This is a genomic window from Rhodococcus sp. NPDC077669 (genome assembly GCF_040686915.1).
GTDB lineage: Bacteria > Actinomycetota > Actinomycetes > Mycobacteriales > Mycobacteriaceae > Rhodococcoides > Rhodococcoides fascians.
Genome location: NZ_JBFBMD010000009.1, coordinates 38144 through 52970, shown reverse-complemented (window position 1 = coordinate 52970; position 14827 = coordinate 38144). Strand labels below are relative to the sequence as shown.

The following is a 14827-nucleotide window of genomic DNA, read 5'->3' as shown; positions in this document are numbered from 1 at the left end:
TTCGATCAGCTGGTCGGAGTAGTGGGGTGAACCTGCTGCTCATCGCAGGTCGGTCGACATCAGACCTTGGAGGCGAGCACGTCGAACGACTGCATCGACGGCGCGTGCGCGAGCAGGTCGTCGGACAGTCGGGTGAGCACCGGATGGCCGTCCTGGCCGAGGGGCGCCTTGCTTTCGGACGAACCGAAGATTCCGAACTCGGTGTTGGTGATTCGATACGCGTACCACGTCGCGGTCTGCGGATCCCGCGCCACCGATCCGAGTGCTTCGCCCAGGATCGCGGCGACCTCGTCCTGCTTTCCCTCTCGTGCGACCAGGTGGATCAGAGTTCCGTTGTTGAGCGCCATGCGGTGCGACTGTCCTCACTGTTGGGCAGACCGACGTCCACCACGAATCGAGCATCGTTACCGAAGCTAACCCGTCCGAGTCCGTGCAGCGACGGTTCGAATCACCCTGATTCGAAGCCTGGCCAACGGTCGCCGAGCGTGCGAGAGCGGATGGTGGCCTAATCTCGAGGCGATGCGAATAGCGGTGGTGGAGGACGACGACGGCGTCGGCGACGCGTTGGTGGATGCGCTGACCGAGGTGGGGCACGACCCTGTCCGGATGCGCCGCGGTGCCGACCTACTGCTCGGGTACCACGGCATGGGTGTCGTTCTCCTCGATCTCGGCCTGCCCGACATGGACGGCCTCGAGGCGCTTCGTAAGCTGCGGACCCTGAGTTCGGTGCCCGTGGTGGTGCTGACCGCGCGGGACGACGAGCGGTCGGTGGTCCGAGCTCTGCGCGCGGGCGCGGACGACTACGTCGTCAAGCCCGCTCGGTTGGGGGAGTTGCACGCAAGGCTGGAAGTGGCGGCGCGGCGACGGAGCGCAACGAGTGATGCGGCGGTGGATCGGCTCGAGTTGGGCGACGTGGTCGTCGATCTCGTCGGGCGCAGTGTCGAAGTCGACGGGCGAGACATCGGGCTGACCACCAAAGAGTTCGACCTGCTCGCGCACCTGGCGACTCGGCGTGGTGAAGCGGTGAGCCGCGAACAGCTGATGGATGCGATCTGGGGCGATGCGTACGTGGCGATCTCGCGATCGCTCGACGTGCACATGACGACGTTGCGTGCCAAGCTCGGCCGACCCGGGACCATCGCCACGATCCGCGGCTTCGGCTACCGCTGGGACAGCTGACGTGCGGCGCCGGGTTCTCGTGGTGCTGATGGTCTACTCGGCCGTCGTCGTTCTCGCGCTGTCGGTTCCGCTGGGATTGTTGCTGGGTCGCGAACGCGCCCAACGATTCGGTGAGAATCGAGCTGCCGCTGCAACGTATTTCGCGGAACTGAGCTCCCGGGAGGACGAGTCGGGTGATTCTCGAATCCGAGAGTCGGTGCAGCGCTACAACGATCTGTACGGCGAGGGGATCGTGGTGGTCGACCGCACCGGAGCGGTGCGTGCTGCATCGGGTCTGGATACGACGCGTACGGACGTGCAACAGGCGGTGGCCGGTGCGCTACGCAATCAACGCGGTGGCCTTCCGTCGAGTGTGACGCCGTGGTCGCCGTCGTCGGTACTGGTGGCTGCACCGATCGGTGGGGGAACGCAGGTCGACGGTGCCGTCGTGATCGCAGCCTCCACCGACGCGGCCCGCCGGGATGTCACGATCGGGTGGGCGGTGATCGCTGTCGGTGCGCTGCTGATCTTGGCCACGGTGGCGCTGATCGCTGCTGCGTTGTCGCGCTGGGTCGTTCGTCCACTGACGTCGTTGTCGATGCGGGTCCAATCGTTCGGCGACGCCTTTCACGATCGTCGGCCTCTCGACGACGCACCACGTCTCGAGTCGGATGTACACGTCGGTCCGCCCGAGGTTCGAGCGCTCTCGCGTGCGTTCGACGCGATGGCCGAGGATGTGGAGAACGCGACCGCTGCGCAGCGTCGTCTGGTGGCCGACACCGCTCACGCGTTGCGTAACCCGCTGGCGGCATTACGGATTCGACTGGACGTGTTGGGAATGCGGGTGCCCGAATCGGTCGCCGAAGCGCACCAGCGAACGACACTGGAGGTCGATCGGCTCGACTCCGTCGTCGAGGATCTTCTCGTTCTCGCTGCTGCCGAGACGCCGGTCCTGCATCGCGAGACCGCGTGCGACGTACTGTTCGTGCTCACCGACAGAGTCCGATTCTGGTCGAGCGCACTGACAGTGGCCGGGTTGACCGTCCATGTCGCGGATCCCGACCCGGTAGCCGATCACACTGCTGCGGTACCGGAGGAAGACCTGGTGCGCATGCTCGACGCGATCCTGAGCAACGCGACCAAGTACGCCGGTTCGGGAGCGGATGTCGACATCGACTGCCGAGCCGGCGACGATCACGTCGTGGTGTCGATCACCGACACCGGCCCGGGTGTATCCGCTGCCGAATTGCCGATGATCGCGGACCGGTTCTTTCGGGCATCAAGTGCTCACGGGGCCGGAACGGGGCTCGGCCTGGCAATAGTCGCGGCCCTGATCGAACGAGTGGGAGGACGCCTCGAGGTCGACGCTCATCGACCGTCCGGTTTGATCGTCCGAATTCTGCTCCCGCGTCACGGCTCGAGCGGGTCCTTGTCCTAAGGGAGTGTTAGGAAACGCGAAACAGCTTGGTTCTGGCTGTGCTGGGGGTCACAGTAGAAGGACTTCGGTTGCCGTCACGCGTTCGGCGACCCACCCGCAAGCTATCTGTGGAAGGACCTGCCCATGGCCAACGAGGCCACTTCGACCGCTGGTTCGTCTCGTGCGAACCCGCCGGTCTCGTCTCCCGCAGCCACCCGTCGCGCCGTCTACAACACACTGCGTGGGTCGTCGGGCAACCTCGTCGAGTGGTACGACGTGTACGTCTACACCGTCTTCGCGACGTATTTCGAGAATCAGTTCTTCGATTCGGCGGACAAGAATTCGACCATCTACGTCTACGGGATCTTCGCGGTCACGTTCCTGATGCGTCCGGTCGGTTCGTGGTTCTTCGGACGCTACGCAGACCGGAACGGTCGCCGAGCCGCACTGACATTCAGCGTCTCGCTGATGGCGGCCTGCTCGATGGTCATTGCGTTCACCCCCGGCCGGGAGAGCATCGGTGTATGGGCCGCGGTCATTCTGATCTTGTGCCGTCTGGTGCAGGGCTTCGCCACCGGTGGTGAGTACGGAGCGTCGGCGACATACATGTCCGAGGCCGCCACTCGTGAGCGTCGCGGATTCTTCTCCTCGTTCCAGTACGTCACGCTGATCGGTGGCCACGTTCTGGCGCAGGTCACACTGCTGCTCATGCAGGTCTTCTTCCAGAGGGAGCAGATCGAGGACTTCGGTTGGCGCATAGCGTTCTTCATCGGTGGCGTCGCCGCAGTGGTTGTCTTCTGGCTGCGCCGCAGCATGGACGAGTCGTTGACGAAGGATCAGCTCGAGGCAGTTCGTAGCGGTGCCGATCAGGCGTCCGGATCTCTCAAGGAATTGGTCGGAAAGCATTGGCGCGCTCTGCTGATCTGTTTCATGGTGACCGCCGGTGGCACCATCGCGTTCTACACCTACAGCGTCAATGCACCCTCGATGATCAAGGCAGCGTACGAGGACCGCGGAATGACCGGTACCTGGATCAACCTGTTCGGGCTGATCTTCCTGATGTTGCTGCAGCCCATCGGCGGTTTGATCAGCGACAAGGTGGGACGCAAGCCTCTGCTCGTCTTCTTCGGCGTTGGCGGCGTGCTCTACACCTACGTGCTCATCACATACCTGCCGTCGGCGACGTCGGTGGTGCAGTCCTTGGCGCTGGTCTGCGTTGGCTACGTCATCCTCACCGGCTACACCTCGATCAACGCGATCGTCAAAGCGGAATTGTTCCCCTCGCACATCCGCGCATTGGGAGTCGGCCTCGGTTACGCGCTGGCGAACTCCGCGTTCGGTGGTACCGCTCCGTTGATCTACCAGGCCGCGAAGAACGGTGGGCACGTCGGGTGGTTCATCCTGTACGTGACCGTCGTCATCGGCATCTCGCTCCTGGTGTACATCTTCGTGCTGCGGAACAAGACCGAGACCGTCCTCGACAGGGAGCAGGGCAAGGCCTTCGCGTGACCTGTGACGACTTACAGTGAGTGACATGCTCCGGCCCGCTGCGTTGTTCTCTCGAAGAACAGCTCTGCGGGCCGGTGTCGTGTCGCTGACCGCAGTGGCCATGGGAGCCTGCGCCACGGACCCGCCGATGCAACTGCGCCTGGCGGCGGGCGAGGTGGGCGGCTTCTTCTGGGAGTTCTCCGGCCTGCTGTCCGACGCGGCTGCCGGAATGTCGGAGGTCGAGGTAGTGCCGCTCACGACATCCGGTTCTCTCGACAACCTCTACGCGTTGATCTCCGGTCGTGCCGAACTGGCGATGACGCTGATCGACGCCGCATACAGCCACCCGAGTACCGACCTGGCCGCGGTCGGATGTGTCTACGAGAACTACTTTCAGGTCGCTGTGCGGGCGGACTCGACCATCCTCGCAGCGAGTGATCTACGGGGACGACGAGTGAGTACCGGCGCGCCCGGATCGGGGGCGACGGTTCTCTCGCATCGGATCCTCGACGCGGCCGGCGTCTCGGGACCGGATGCAGTTCGTGAAGTTCAATTGTCGATGAAGGCGGCTGCGACCGCGTTGTCCGACAACGAGATCGACGCGGTGATGTGGGCGGGTGGATTGCCGACCCCGGCTTTCGCCGAGCCGCGCAGCGAGATCCGGTTGCTCGAACTGGGCAGTCTCGTTCCGAACCTGCGTCGGGCGTTCGGTACCGCGTACGAGGCGGTCCCGGTTCCGGCGAACGTGTACGGCTCGCACCCGGAGGTGACGACCGTCGGAATTCCGAATCTGCTGTTGGCCCACCCCGATGTGCCGAACCGAGTTGTCGCCGCACTGGTGAGCGTTCTGCTCGACCGATCGTCGGCCCTGGTTCCCGGGCAAGCGATCGGCAGCCAATTTCTCGACGCACGCTCACTGGTCATGACGGGCGGTATTCCTCTGCACCCCGGGGCCGAAGAGGAATACCGCGCTCGACACGGTTAGACGGCGGGCACTACCAGCTCACAACCTCGCTGCGAGTCGGTGGTACGCCGCGTTCCATCGGAGAGTCTGCTGGAACCCACGCGTCGTGGTGCCGGAATCGATGGCGAGCAGCTCGACACCGATCATGTCCGAGAATGCCTCCAGCACAGGCAGACCGATGGCGGTGCTCAACACCGTGTGGTGGGGTGCGCCTGCAGTCAACCACGATTCGGCCGACACCGACAGCGAGGGCTGCGGTTCCCACACTGCGCATGCCACGGGTAGTTTCGGCAGCGCCTCGTCGGGCTCGACCACGTCGATCACGTTGGCCGTCAATCGGAATCGCTCACCGACGTCGGACAGTCCGACGACGACGCCATGCCCCGGATCGGCGGTGAATCGCAGCCGCACCGGATCCTCGCGGCCGCCGATCGAGAGTGGATGAATTTCCAGTGTCGGGCGGGACGTCGTGATGGACGGGCACACCTCCAGCATGTGTGCACCGAGGATCTTCTCCTCACCGGGGACGAGGTGGTAGGTGTAGTCCTCCATGAAGGACGTACCGCCCTCCAGTCCCTCGGCCATGACCTTCATACCGCGCAACAACATCGACGTCTTCCAGTCGCCCTCGCCGCCGAAGCCGTAACCGTCGGCCATCAGTCGCTGCACCGCCAATCCCGGCAACTGACGCAGGCCGCCGAGGTCCTCGAAATTGGTGGTGAACGCCTTGAACCCGCCGTCGGTGAGGAACTGCCGCATTCCCGCTTCGACGCGTGCGCCGTAGCGGAGGGAGTCGTGACGAGCCCCGTCCTTGTCGAGGCTCGGTGCGATGTCGTAGAGCGACCGATACTCGTCGACGAGTTCCGAGACGGCCGACTCGCTGACGCTGTCGACAACGTCCACGAGATCGTTGACGCCGTAGGTGTTCACGGAGACGCCGAACCGCAGCTGCGCCTCCACCTTGTCGCCCTCGGTGACCGCGACGTCGCGCATGTTGTCGCCGAAGCGGGCCAGTTTCAGCGAACGCAATTCGGCCCGGCCGAGTGCCGCGCGCGCCCACTGCTCCGCCCGCGTCCGTACCGACGGATTGTCGACGTGGCCCGCGATGGTGGTGCGCAGTACGCCGACCCTGGACTCGATGTGCCCGAACTCGCGATCACCGTGCGCAGCCTGGTTCAGATTCATGAACTCCATGTCGATCGTGGACCAGGGCAACGACATTCCGGCCTGCGTGTGCAGGTGCAGCAGTGGAACATCGAGCGCGTCCAGGCCTGCGATCCACATCTTGGCCGGCGAGAAAGTGTGCATCCAGGTGACGACGCCGATGCAGTCCTCGGCGGCGTTGGCCTCGCGCATGCACCGCAGGATCGCGGACGCGTCGAGCAGCACCGGCTTCCAGACGACGGATACCGGTAGTGCGCCGTCGAGTTTGTCTGCGATCTCCCGTGATTGGACTGCCACCTGCTCGAGCGTCTCGGGACCGTAGAGGCCTTGACTGCCGGTGAGAAACCATACTTCGGACATGGAGAATGTACCTTCCGTGGAAAAATGTGGCGCTGATCAGCGCTGGCCGTAGACGTTCTGGTAGCGGTCGTAGAGTGCGTCGACCGACGCGCGGGGGATGGGAAGTGGTTGTCCCAGTTGATATGACAGGTGCACCGATCGGGCCACGTCCTCGCACATGACCGCCGCTTTCACCGCAGATCGGGCCGACGGGCCAACCGCGAAGACGCCGTGGTTCTGCATGAGTACTGCCGGAGAGCGGCTGTCTGCGAGGGTGTCGACGATGCCGCGCCCGATCGAGTCGTCGCCGATCACGGCGAACGGACCCACCGGAATGTCGCCGCCGAATTCGTCGGCGCACATCGTGGTCACGACCGGAATGGGTTCTCCTCGCGCGGCCCACGCCACCGCGTAGGGCGAATGAGTGTGCACCACACCGTTGATGTGGTCGAGGTGCCGATAGACGTATGCCTGCGCCTCGGTGTCCGAGGACGGCGCGTGGTCTCCTTCGACCACTCGACCGTGCAGATCGCACACCACCATGTTGCCCGGTGTCAGGTCGTCGTAGGAGACGCCGCTCGGCTTGATGACCATGAGGTCTCGACCGGGAACGCGCGCGGACACGTTGCCCGCCGTCCACACGACCAGTCCGTAGCGCACCAGTTCCGCATGCAGTGCGCACACGTCCTTGCGAATCTCCTCGACGACCTCGCGAACATCGTCGACAACTGTCATTTCGCTTCCAGCTTCCTCGTCAGGGCTGCGCGACGCAGTGATCGCAGCCGGCGCATGGTCGGTACGTCCCGACCGAAGCGATCGTGCAGTTCCAGGTAGATCTCGTACAGCCAGTCGTATGCCTTCGACCGGGACTCGTCCGGAACGAATGCACCGCGGCGAACCTTGCCCATCGATTTCGACGCCACCGGCACGTCCGGGTAACAGCCTGCGGCCACTGCCGCGTGGATGGCGGAGCCCAAGGCGGGGCCCTGCGCGGACGCGATGACGGACAGCGGCATTCGTAGCACGTCGGCGTAGATCTGCATCAGCAGTGGGTTGCGGGCCAGCCCTCCCGCCACGACGAATTCTTCGACGGGAACGCCGCTGCCGCGGAACGTCTCGACGATGACGCGGGTACCGAACGCCGTTGCCTCGAGCAGTGCGCGGTAGGTGTCCTCGGGCCGCGTCGCGAGCGTCGATCCGATGACCAGGCCGGACAGTTCGTGATCGACCAGGATCGACCGATTGCCGCTGTGCCAGTCGAGCGCGACCAGACCGTGCTCGCCCACCTCTTGGGCCGACGCGAGCCGCGTCAGGTATTCGTGCACGGACTCGCCTGCGGCAGTTGCCGCTTCGCTGTAGGACGCGGGAACTCCGGTGCGGGTGAACCACCCGAAGATGTCGCCGACCCCGCTCTGGCCGGCCTCGTACCCGTACGACCCCGCGACGATGCCGCCGTCGACGACGCCGCACATACCCGGAACGTCGTTCAACACGGTCGAACTCATGACGTGGCAGGTGGATGTTCCCATGATGGCGACCATGCGGCCCGATTCGACGGCACCCGCAGCCGGGGCCGTGACGTGGGCATCCACGTTTCCGACCGCGACGGCTATGCCCTCGGGCAATCCCGTCCATGCCGCCGCCTCGGCGGTCAACGTGCCTGCACGCGAGCCCAATTCGCCCAGCGGTTGGTCGAGCTTCTCGGCTACGAACCCACCGAACCCGGGCGCGAGCTCGGTGAGGAAATCGACGGAAGGGTACTTGCCGTCTTGATAGATGCCCTTGTATCCCGCGGTGCAGGCATTACGCACGTAGTTTCCGCACAGTTGCCAGACGATCCAGTCGGCCGCCTCGACCCACCGGTCCATGGCCTCGTAGATCTCGGCGTCCTCCTCGTGAATCTGCAGCGCCTTGGCGAATTCCCATTCCGAGGAGATCAAGCCGCCGTAGCGGGGGAGCCAGCTCTCGCCGCGTCGGGCGGCCAATTCGTTGATGCGGTCGGCCTGTCCCTGCGCCGCATGGTGTTTCCACAGTTTGACGTAGGCGTGTGGGCGATCGACGAACCGCGGGTCTTCGCTGAGCGGCGTGCCGTCCGCGTAGGTCGGCACCATGGTGCATGCGGTGAAGTCGGTCCCGATACCCACCACCTGCTCCGGCGCGATGCCCGCGGCGGCCATCGCAGCGGGGACGGCGCGGCGTAGGACGTCGCGATAGTCGTCCGGCACCTGCAGAGCCCACGCGTCGGGTAGTCGTACGGTACTGCCGGGCAGAGTCTCCTCGAGTACGGCGTGGCGGTATTCGTGTACGGCAGATGCAATTTCGGCACCATCGGACACACGGACGACTACGGCACGGCCGGAGAGAGTGCCGTAGTCCACTCCTACCGTGTAGCGGTCATTGGACATGCGATTCTCCTTGTTGCGGTGCAACGGTTGTGGTCGGTTTGGGTGCAGTGGTGCTGGACGATCGAACGACGAGTTCAGGATCGATGAGCGCCTCGGGTGCGGCAGTGTTGTCCAGTGCCGCGCGCAGGACGTCGATCGCGCGTCTGCCGACTTCGGTGAAGTCCTGGCGGACCGTCGTCAGTGGTGGGATCAGGAAAGCAGCCTCGGGGATGTCGTCGAATCCGACGACGGCGAACTCCTCGGGCACACGGCGGCCGCTCTCGTGGAAGGCGCGCAGCAAGCCGAGGGCCATCTGGTCGTTGGCGCAGAACGCGGCCGTGACGGTGTGGTCCTCGGCGAGGCGGAGCCCGTTCTCGTAGCCGCTGCGTGCGGACCAGTCGCCGCGCAGGACCGGTGTCCACGCCAGCCCGGCCTCGTCGAGCGCATCCTGCCACCCTTGTTCACGGCCGCGGGATTCGGTCCATCCCTGCGGTCCGGACAGATGCACGATGCGTTCGTGACCTGCCTCGATCAGGTGTCGGGTGGCCAATCGAGCGCCGCCGACCTGATCGATGCCCACGGTCCAGGTCGAGGTGGTGGGGTCACCTTCGACGACCACGACGGGAACGACGGACTCCTCGGATCGAGCCGCTGCCACAGCGTCGTCGGTGGCGGCGATCAACACGATGCCCTCGACGCCCTGGTCGTGCAGGTGATGCAGTGCGCCGACGAGTTCGTCGTGTGTCAGCGTTGCGAGACTGACTGCGCTGACGGAGAATCCGGCATCACGTGCCGCGCTCTGCACGGTGCGATGCGTGGTGCTCGGCCCCCAGAACCCGCCTTTGGAGCCGATGATTCCGATCGAGGCGGACCGTTTGGTGACCAGTGCCCTGGCGGCACGATTGGGACGATAGCCCAGTTGGTCGATGGCATTCTGTACCCGGTCGCGGGTTTCGGGGCGTAAGTTGTTCTGACCGTTGATGACCCGCGAGACCGTCTGATGGGATACCCCGGCCAATCGGGCGACGTCGGTCATGACCGGTGCCTTACCGTCGATCCCTGTGTTGGTCACCTCTTTCTCGCCGTCAGCAGACGTTGGGCGAGAACGAACACCAGGAGCAGCACTCCGATCGTGATTCGCGTCCACCACGAGCTCAGGGTTCCGTCGAAGGCGATGAAAGTCTGTATGGCACCGAGGATCAGGACTCCCACCAGCGAGCCGAGGACGTACCCGCGCCCGCCGGTGAGCAGCGTTCCGCCGATCACCACCGCGGCGATGGCGTCGAGCTCCATGCCGACGGCGTTGAGGCTGTAGCCCGACAGTGCGTAGAAGGAGAACAGTAGGCCGGCGAGCGCCGCGCAGAATCCGCTGATCGTGTAGACGCCGACTTTCACGGCCGCCACCTTGAGCCCCATCAGCAGCGCGGACGCCTCGTTGCCACCGATGCCGTAGACCGAACGTCCGAAACGAGTGCAGGCCAACACGTATGCAGCAATCGCCACCGTGGCCAGCGCGATCACCACGCTCCAGGTGATGGTGTAGCCGCCGGGAAGTTCGATGACGGCGAATGCGATCGAGGAGAACGTGTCGTCGGTGATCGGGATCGACTCGACACCGATCATGTAGCACAGGCCCCGGGCGAGGAACATCCCCGCGAGTGTGGCGACGAACGGCTGAATCTGCAGATAGTGGATGAGGGCACCCATGACGGTGCCGAGCACGGCACCGCACAGCAACACCACGGCCATGACCAGCAGCGGTGGCCAGCCCAATTGCAGTGTGCGCGCGGCGATCATCGTCGAGAGTGCGACGACGGACCCGACGGAGAGATCGATTCCGCCGGTGAGGATGACGAAGGTCATCCCTACCGCGAGGACGATGAGGAACGAGTTGTCGATCAGCAGTGACAGGAACACCTGTGGATCGGCGAAGCCGCTGTAGCGGAATTCGCCGAGTCCGAACAGACCGACGAACAGCGCGAACGTGGCGATGACCGGCAGAAACCGAGACGGTGGGGAGTACCGCTTCACGCGGTCCCAGGTCGAGGGCGCGGGGCCCGGTGCTGCCGCGGTAGTCGTGGGGGGAGCAGTCATGAGGTCGCTCACGGTCGTACCGCCTTGGTGGAGTCGGTGCGGAACCACGTCCGCAGTGATGCGCGGGCTCGTGGTGATTGCAACAGGCAGACCACGATGATGACGACCGCTTTGAACAGGTAGTTGGCCTCGGAGGGGATACCGACATTGGTGATGGTGCGCGTGAGTGTGCCGATGAGCAGGGCACCGACGACGGTGCCGGCGATGGAGAATCGACCACCGGTCAGAGCAGTGCCGCCGATGACGACAGCGAGGATGGCGTCGAGCTCGATCCACTGGCCCAGACTGTTCGCGTTCACCGAGTTGGTGTTCGCAGCGATGATCAGACCAGCCATTCCCGAGCACACCGCGGCGAACACATAGACCGTCCAGACGATCGTCCGCGACTGGACGCCTGCCAATCTGCTTGCCTCCGGGTTGATTCCGACGGCTTCGACGAGCATCCCCAGTGCGGTCCGCCGGGTCAACAGTGCGGTTGCTGCCACGACCACGAGGGCGATGATCAGTGCCAGTGGAAGTCCGAGAAGCGTGCCCGACGCGAGCGTGCTGAAGGCCGGGTTGTTGACTGTCGTGATGTTTCCGTCGGTGATCAACATGGCCAGGCCACGTCCGGCGACCATCAGAATGAGCGTCGCGATGATGGGTTGAATCCCGAAGACCGACACCAGAAGGCCGTTCCACAGACCCAGCAGCAGACATACTCCCAGTGCCCAGACGACAGCCATGATCATCGTCGTGGTGGCACCCTCGTCCGGTGCCGCGACGATGCGAGTACACGCAACGGCGGCAGCGATGACTGCCACTGCGCCCACGGAGAGGTCGATGCCGCGGGTTGCCACCACCAGCGTCATGCCGACGGCCACCAGAATGAGCGGCGCGGAGTTGCGTGCGATATCGACGATGTTTCCGAACAGGCCACCGTTCTCGATTCGAATGTCGAGGAAGTCCGGTGTCACAACGACATTGACGACGATCAGAGCTATCAGAGCCAGCAGCGGCCAGACGACCGGCTGGGCGAGGGCGGCACGTGCGCGAGCGGGCGCGCCGGCCGGTGGTTCGAGGGTTTCGGTCATGATGCGACATTCCTGTCGGTGGTCGAAGTGGCGGCCGCGACGGGTTCGTCGGTGCGCACCCCGGCTGCGATGGTGGCGAGCACGTCGCCGACCGACACACCGTCGTTGATACGTTCGTCGATCTTGCGGTGATCTCGCATGACCACGATGCGGTCACTGAGGCGCAGGATCTCTTCGAGCTCGGCGGAGATGAACACCACCGACATTCCGCGCGCGGCCAGATCGGCCACCAGGGTTTGGATCTGCGCTTTGGCACCGATGTCGATTCCGCGTGTCGGTTCGTCCAGAATCAGAAGTTCGGGTTCGGTGATGAGCCAGCGGGCGAGGAGCACCTTCTGTTGGTTGCCGCCGGACAGGTTGCGCATCAACGCGTTCGGATCGGCGGGCCTGATGTCGAGTGCAGAGATGTACTGCTTGACGAGCTTGGTGCGGGTGGCACGGGGGATGGGACGAAGCCATCCACGCTTGGCCTGCAGAGCGAGCAGCATGTTGTCGGCCACCGTCAGATCGGCCACCACACCGTCGGCCTTGCGATCCTCGCTGGTGAGGGCGATGCGCTGATCGGCGGCCTGGCGTGGACTGCGAATGCGGTGCTTGGTCGCATGCACTTCGATCGATCCCGAGTCCGATCTATCGGCTCCACCGAGCAGGCGAGCAAGCTCGGTACGGCCGGACCCGAGCAGACCGGCGATGCCGACGACCTGTCCCGCATGAAGACGCAGATCGGTTGCTTCCAGTGCGCCCTTGCGTCCGATGCCCAATACTTCCACGACGGGCGTCTGTTCGTCGGAAACCATGACCGGCTCGCGGCTGTCGAGTTCGCGCAAGGTGTCCAGTTCCCGACCGATCATCAACTCGACCAGCTCGAACTGCGGAGTGTCGGCGACCAGGCGCTCGGAGACGAGCTTTCCGTTGCGCAGGATCGTCATTCGGTCGGAGATCCGGTAGATCTGGTCGAGGAAGTGCGACACGAAGACGATCGAGGTTCCGTCTTCCCTCAGCCGTTCGATGACGGAGTACAGGGTTTCGACCTCGTCCTTGTCCAGACTCGAGGTCGGCTCGTCCAGGATGAGTACGCGGGCGTCGACATCGACTGCACGGGCGATGGCGACGAGCTGTTGCACGGCGATCGGATGGTCCCCGAGGACCGACGACGGCTCGATGTCGAGCCCCAGCCGGTCGAGAGTCGTTCTGGCACGGCGGTTCATCGCTCGCGTGTCGATACCGCCGATGGCCCCCAACAGTTTTCCGGGTAGGCGTCGGGGCTCGCGGCCCAGGAGCATGTTCTCTGCGACAGTCAGATTCGGAAGTAGGTTCACTTCCTGGTAGACGGTGCTGATACCTGCAGCCTGGGCCGCGCTCGGCGTCGCGAACTCGTGTTCGGTTCCGTCGATCGTGACCGTTCCGCTGTCGATCGAGTAGACCCCGGTCAGTGCCTTGATCAACGTCGATTTACCGGCACCGTTCTCACCCATCAGCGAATGCACCTCGCCGGGGAAGAGCCGCAACGACACCCCGTCGAGGGCTCGGACGGCACCGAAGGTGATCGAGATTACTTTCATCTCCACGAGCGGAGTCGGCTCTGTGCTGGGGATCGGCTCCGCGGTGAGAACGGTGTCGGTACGCATGCGTCGACTCTCAGTACTGGCGGTCGGCGAGTACTGCTGCCGCCTGGTCGGGCGTGAAGGTGGTCTCCTCGGTGACGACCCTCTTGGGAACGTCCTCGCCCTTGACGACCTTGTCCGTGAGCTCCATCAGCTGCGGTCCGAGAAGTGGGTTGCACTCGACGATGAAGTCGATCTTCTTGTCCGCCAGTGCTTGCATTCCGTCCTTGACGGCGTCGACGGTGATGATCTTGATGTCTTTTCCGGGTACCAGCCCGGCTGCTTCGATGGCTTGGATTGCGCCCAGGCCCATGTCGTCGTTCTGGGCGAAGACGACGTCGATCTGGCCTCGGTTGGAGTTGAGGAACGACTCCATCACCTGCTTGCCGCCGTCACGAGTGAAATCGCCGGTCTGTGAAGCGGTGATCGCGATGTTCGACTGGCCCCCGATGGCGTCGCGGAATCCCTCGGCCCGGTCGATGGCGGGAGCGGCTCCGGTGGTTCCCTGCAGTTCGACCACGTTGATCTTTCCGTCGCCGGTGGTGTCCGCAGTGGCGCTGTTCTGCACCAGCCAATCGCCTGCCTTCTTGCCCTCTTCCACGAAATCGGAGCCGAGGAACGTGGCATACAGCGAATCGTCGGTGGTGTCGACGGAGCGGTCGGTGAGGATCACCGGGATGTTCGCGCGCTTGGCTTCCTGGAGGACCGGCTCCCATCCCGTCTCGACGACGGGGCTGAAAGCGATGACGTCGACCTTCTGCTGGATGTAGGTGCGAATCGCCTTGATCTGGTTTTCCTGCTTCTGCTGAGCGTCGGAGAACTTCAACTCCATGCCGGCAGCGCTGGCCGCGTCCTGGATGGAGATGGTGTTGGCCGTGCGCCATCCGCTCTCGGCACCGACCTGGGAAAAGCCCAGCACCGTTGCGCCGTCACCGCCGCCGGACGCGTCGCCGCCGCCTCCGCTACTACACGCACTCAGGACGATCGCACCACTCAAAATGAGCGCGCTCGCCGCAAAAATTGTCTTCGACGCCATGGTGATCTCCTCAATGTCGCCACTCCACTGTGACGTGTGCAACACAGTGTGAGCGTTAACATCGGGCCGCGTCAAGACTTGACACGTTTGAATTCCAAAATTTTGT

Annotated in this window: 13 protein-coding genes; 4 read left to right on the top strand and 9 right to left on the bottom strand. The window is 64.3% G+C overall.

Going from position 1 to position 14827, the window contains the following annotated elements:
- Positions 1-59 precede the first annotated feature (59 nt).
- The gene (locus AB0P23_RS13175; protein WP_032372989.1) at positions 60-347 is read right to left on the bottom strand and encodes a hypothetical protein; all 288 of its coding nucleotides are present in this window, start codon (positions 345-347) and stop codon (positions 60-62) included.
- Positions 348-519: 172 nt separating this feature from the next.
- On the opposite strand from AB0P23_RS13175, the gene AB0P23_RS13170 reads away from it, so the two are divergent.
- The 4 genes from AB0P23_RS13170 (at position 520) to AB0P23_RS13155 (ending at position 5048) form a co-directional block, all read left to right on the top strand.
- Positions 520-1179: a response regulator transcription factor gene (locus tag AB0P23_RS13170; protein ID WP_032368848.1), complete on the top strand. Its 660-nt coding sequence runs from the start codon at positions 520-522 to the stop codon at positions 1177-1179.
- Between the two features lies 1 nt (position 1180).
- Positions 1181-2596 carry a HAMP domain-containing sensor histidine kinase gene (locus AB0P23_RS13165; protein WP_231578259.1) on the top strand — a complete coding sequence of 472 codons (1416 nt, stop codon included), beginning with the start codon at positions 1181-1183 and terminating at the stop codon, positions 2594-2596.
- A gap of 123 nt (positions 2597-2719) precedes the next feature.
- Positions 2720-4084 (top strand): MFS transporter, encoded by a 1365-nt coding sequence (locus AB0P23_RS13160; protein ID WP_283542416.1) that lies wholly within the window; start codon positions 2720-2722, stop codon positions 4082-4084.
- A gap of 25 nt (positions 4085-4109) precedes the next feature.
- Positions 4110-5048, top strand: a complete 939-nt coding sequence (locus tag AB0P23_RS13155; RefSeq protein WP_206498292.1) for a TAXI family TRAP transporter solute-binding subunit — start codon at positions 4110-4112, stop codon at positions 5046-5048.
- 18 nt (positions 5049-5066) lie between these two features.
- On the opposite strand, the gene araA is transcribed toward AB0P23_RS13155, so the two are convergent.
- From araA to AB0P23_RS13115, 8 genes are read right to left on the bottom strand one after another with little or no spacing between them, the layout of a single operon-like run.
- Positions 5067-6551, bottom strand: a complete 1485-nt coding sequence (araA, locus tag AB0P23_RS13150) for an L-arabinose isomerase (protein ID WP_363797811.1) — start codon at positions 6549-6551, stop codon at positions 5067-5069.
- A gap of 36 nt (positions 6552-6587) precedes the next feature.
- On the bottom strand, positions 6588-7265 hold the full coding sequence (locus AB0P23_RS13145; protein ID WP_032368851.1) for an L-ribulose-5-phosphate 4-epimerase: 678 nt from the start codon (positions 7263-7265) through the stop codon (positions 6588-6590).
- The gene (gene araB, locus AB0P23_RS13140; protein ID WP_206498290.1) at positions 7262-8935 is read right to left on the bottom strand and encodes a ribulokinase; all 1674 of its coding nucleotides are present in this window, start codon (positions 8933-8935) and stop codon (positions 7262-7264) included. Before araB ends, AB0P23_RS13145 begins: the two co-directional genes overlap by 4 nt.
- Positions 8925-9986, bottom strand: a complete 1062-nt coding sequence (locus AB0P23_RS13135) for a LacI family DNA-binding transcriptional regulator (RefSeq protein ID WP_283542418.1) — start codon at positions 9984-9986, stop codon at positions 8925-8927. Before AB0P23_RS13135 ends, araB begins: the two co-directional genes overlap by 11 nt.
- Positions 9983-11008 (bottom strand): galactofuranose ABC transporter, permease protein YjfF, encoded by a 1026-nt coding sequence (gene yjfF, locus AB0P23_RS13130; RefSeq protein WP_080731055.1) that lies wholly within the window; start codon positions 11006-11008, stop codon positions 9983-9985. Before yjfF ends, AB0P23_RS13135 begins: the two co-directional genes overlap by 4 nt.
- An 8-nt stretch (positions 11009-11016) precedes the next feature.
- A complete protein-coding gene (locus AB0P23_RS13125; RefSeq protein WP_206498289.1) occupies positions 11017-12081 on the bottom strand; it encodes an ABC transporter permease in 1065 nt (354 codons plus the stop codon).
- Entirely contained in the window at positions 12078-13709 is a 1632-nt protein-coding gene (locus AB0P23_RS13120) for a sugar ABC transporter ATP-binding protein (protein WP_283542419.1), read from the bottom strand. The genes AB0P23_RS13125 and AB0P23_RS13120 overlap by 4 nt, the downstream gene beginning before the upstream one ends.
- Before the next feature lie 10 nt (positions 13710-13719).
- Positions 13720-14721 carry an ABC transporter substrate-binding protein gene (locus AB0P23_RS13115; protein WP_027496166.1) on the bottom strand — a complete coding sequence of 334 codons (1002 nt, stop codon included), beginning with the start codon at positions 14719-14721 and terminating at the stop codon, positions 13720-13722.
- Positions 14722-14827 lie beyond the last annotated feature (106 nt).

Bases quoted from the DNA above. Each gene is read 5' to 3' on its own strand.
- AB0P23_RS13175 (WP_032372989.1), bottom strand. From the start codon at position 347: ATGGCGCTCAACAACGGAACTCTGATCCACCTGGTCGCACGAGAGGGA.
- AB0P23_RS13170 (WP_032368848.1), top strand. From the start codon at position 520: ATGCGAATAGCGGTGGTGGAGGACGACGACGGCGTCGGCGACGCGTTG.
- AB0P23_RS13160 (WP_283542416.1), top strand. From the start codon at position 2,720: ATGGCCAACGAGGCCACTTCGACCGCTGGTTCGTCTCGTGCGAACCCG.
- AB0P23_RS13155 (WP_206498292.1), top strand. From the start codon at position 4,110: ATGCTCCGGCCCGCTGCGTTGTTCTCTCGAAGAACAGCTCTGCGGGCC.
- araA (WP_363797811.1), bottom strand. From the start codon at position 6,551: ATGTCCGAAGTATGGTTTCTCACCGGCAGTCAAGGCCTCTACGGTCCC.
- AB0P23_RS13145 (WP_032368851.1), bottom strand. From the start codon at position 7,265: ATGACAGTTGTCGACGATGTTCGCGAGGTCGTCGAGGAGATTCGCAAG.
- araB (WP_206498290.1), bottom strand. From the start codon at position 8,935: ATGTCCAATGACCGCTACACGGTAGGAGTGGACTACGGCACTCTCTCC.
- yjfF (WP_080731055.1), bottom strand. From the start codon at position 11,008: ATGACTGCTCCCCCCACGACTACCGCGGCAGCACCGGGCCCCGCGCCC.
- AB0P23_RS13125 (WP_206498289.1), bottom strand. From the start codon at position 12,081: ATGACCGAAACCCTCGAACCACCGGCCGGCGCGCCCGCTCGCGCACGT.
- AB0P23_RS13120 (WP_283542419.1), bottom strand. From the start codon at position 13,709: ATGCGTACCGACACCGTTCTCACCGCGGAGCCGATCCCCAGCACAGAG.
- AB0P23_RS13115 (WP_027496166.1), bottom strand. From the start codon at position 14,721: ATGGCGTCGAAGACAATTTTTGCGGCGAGCGCGCTCATTTTGAGTGGT.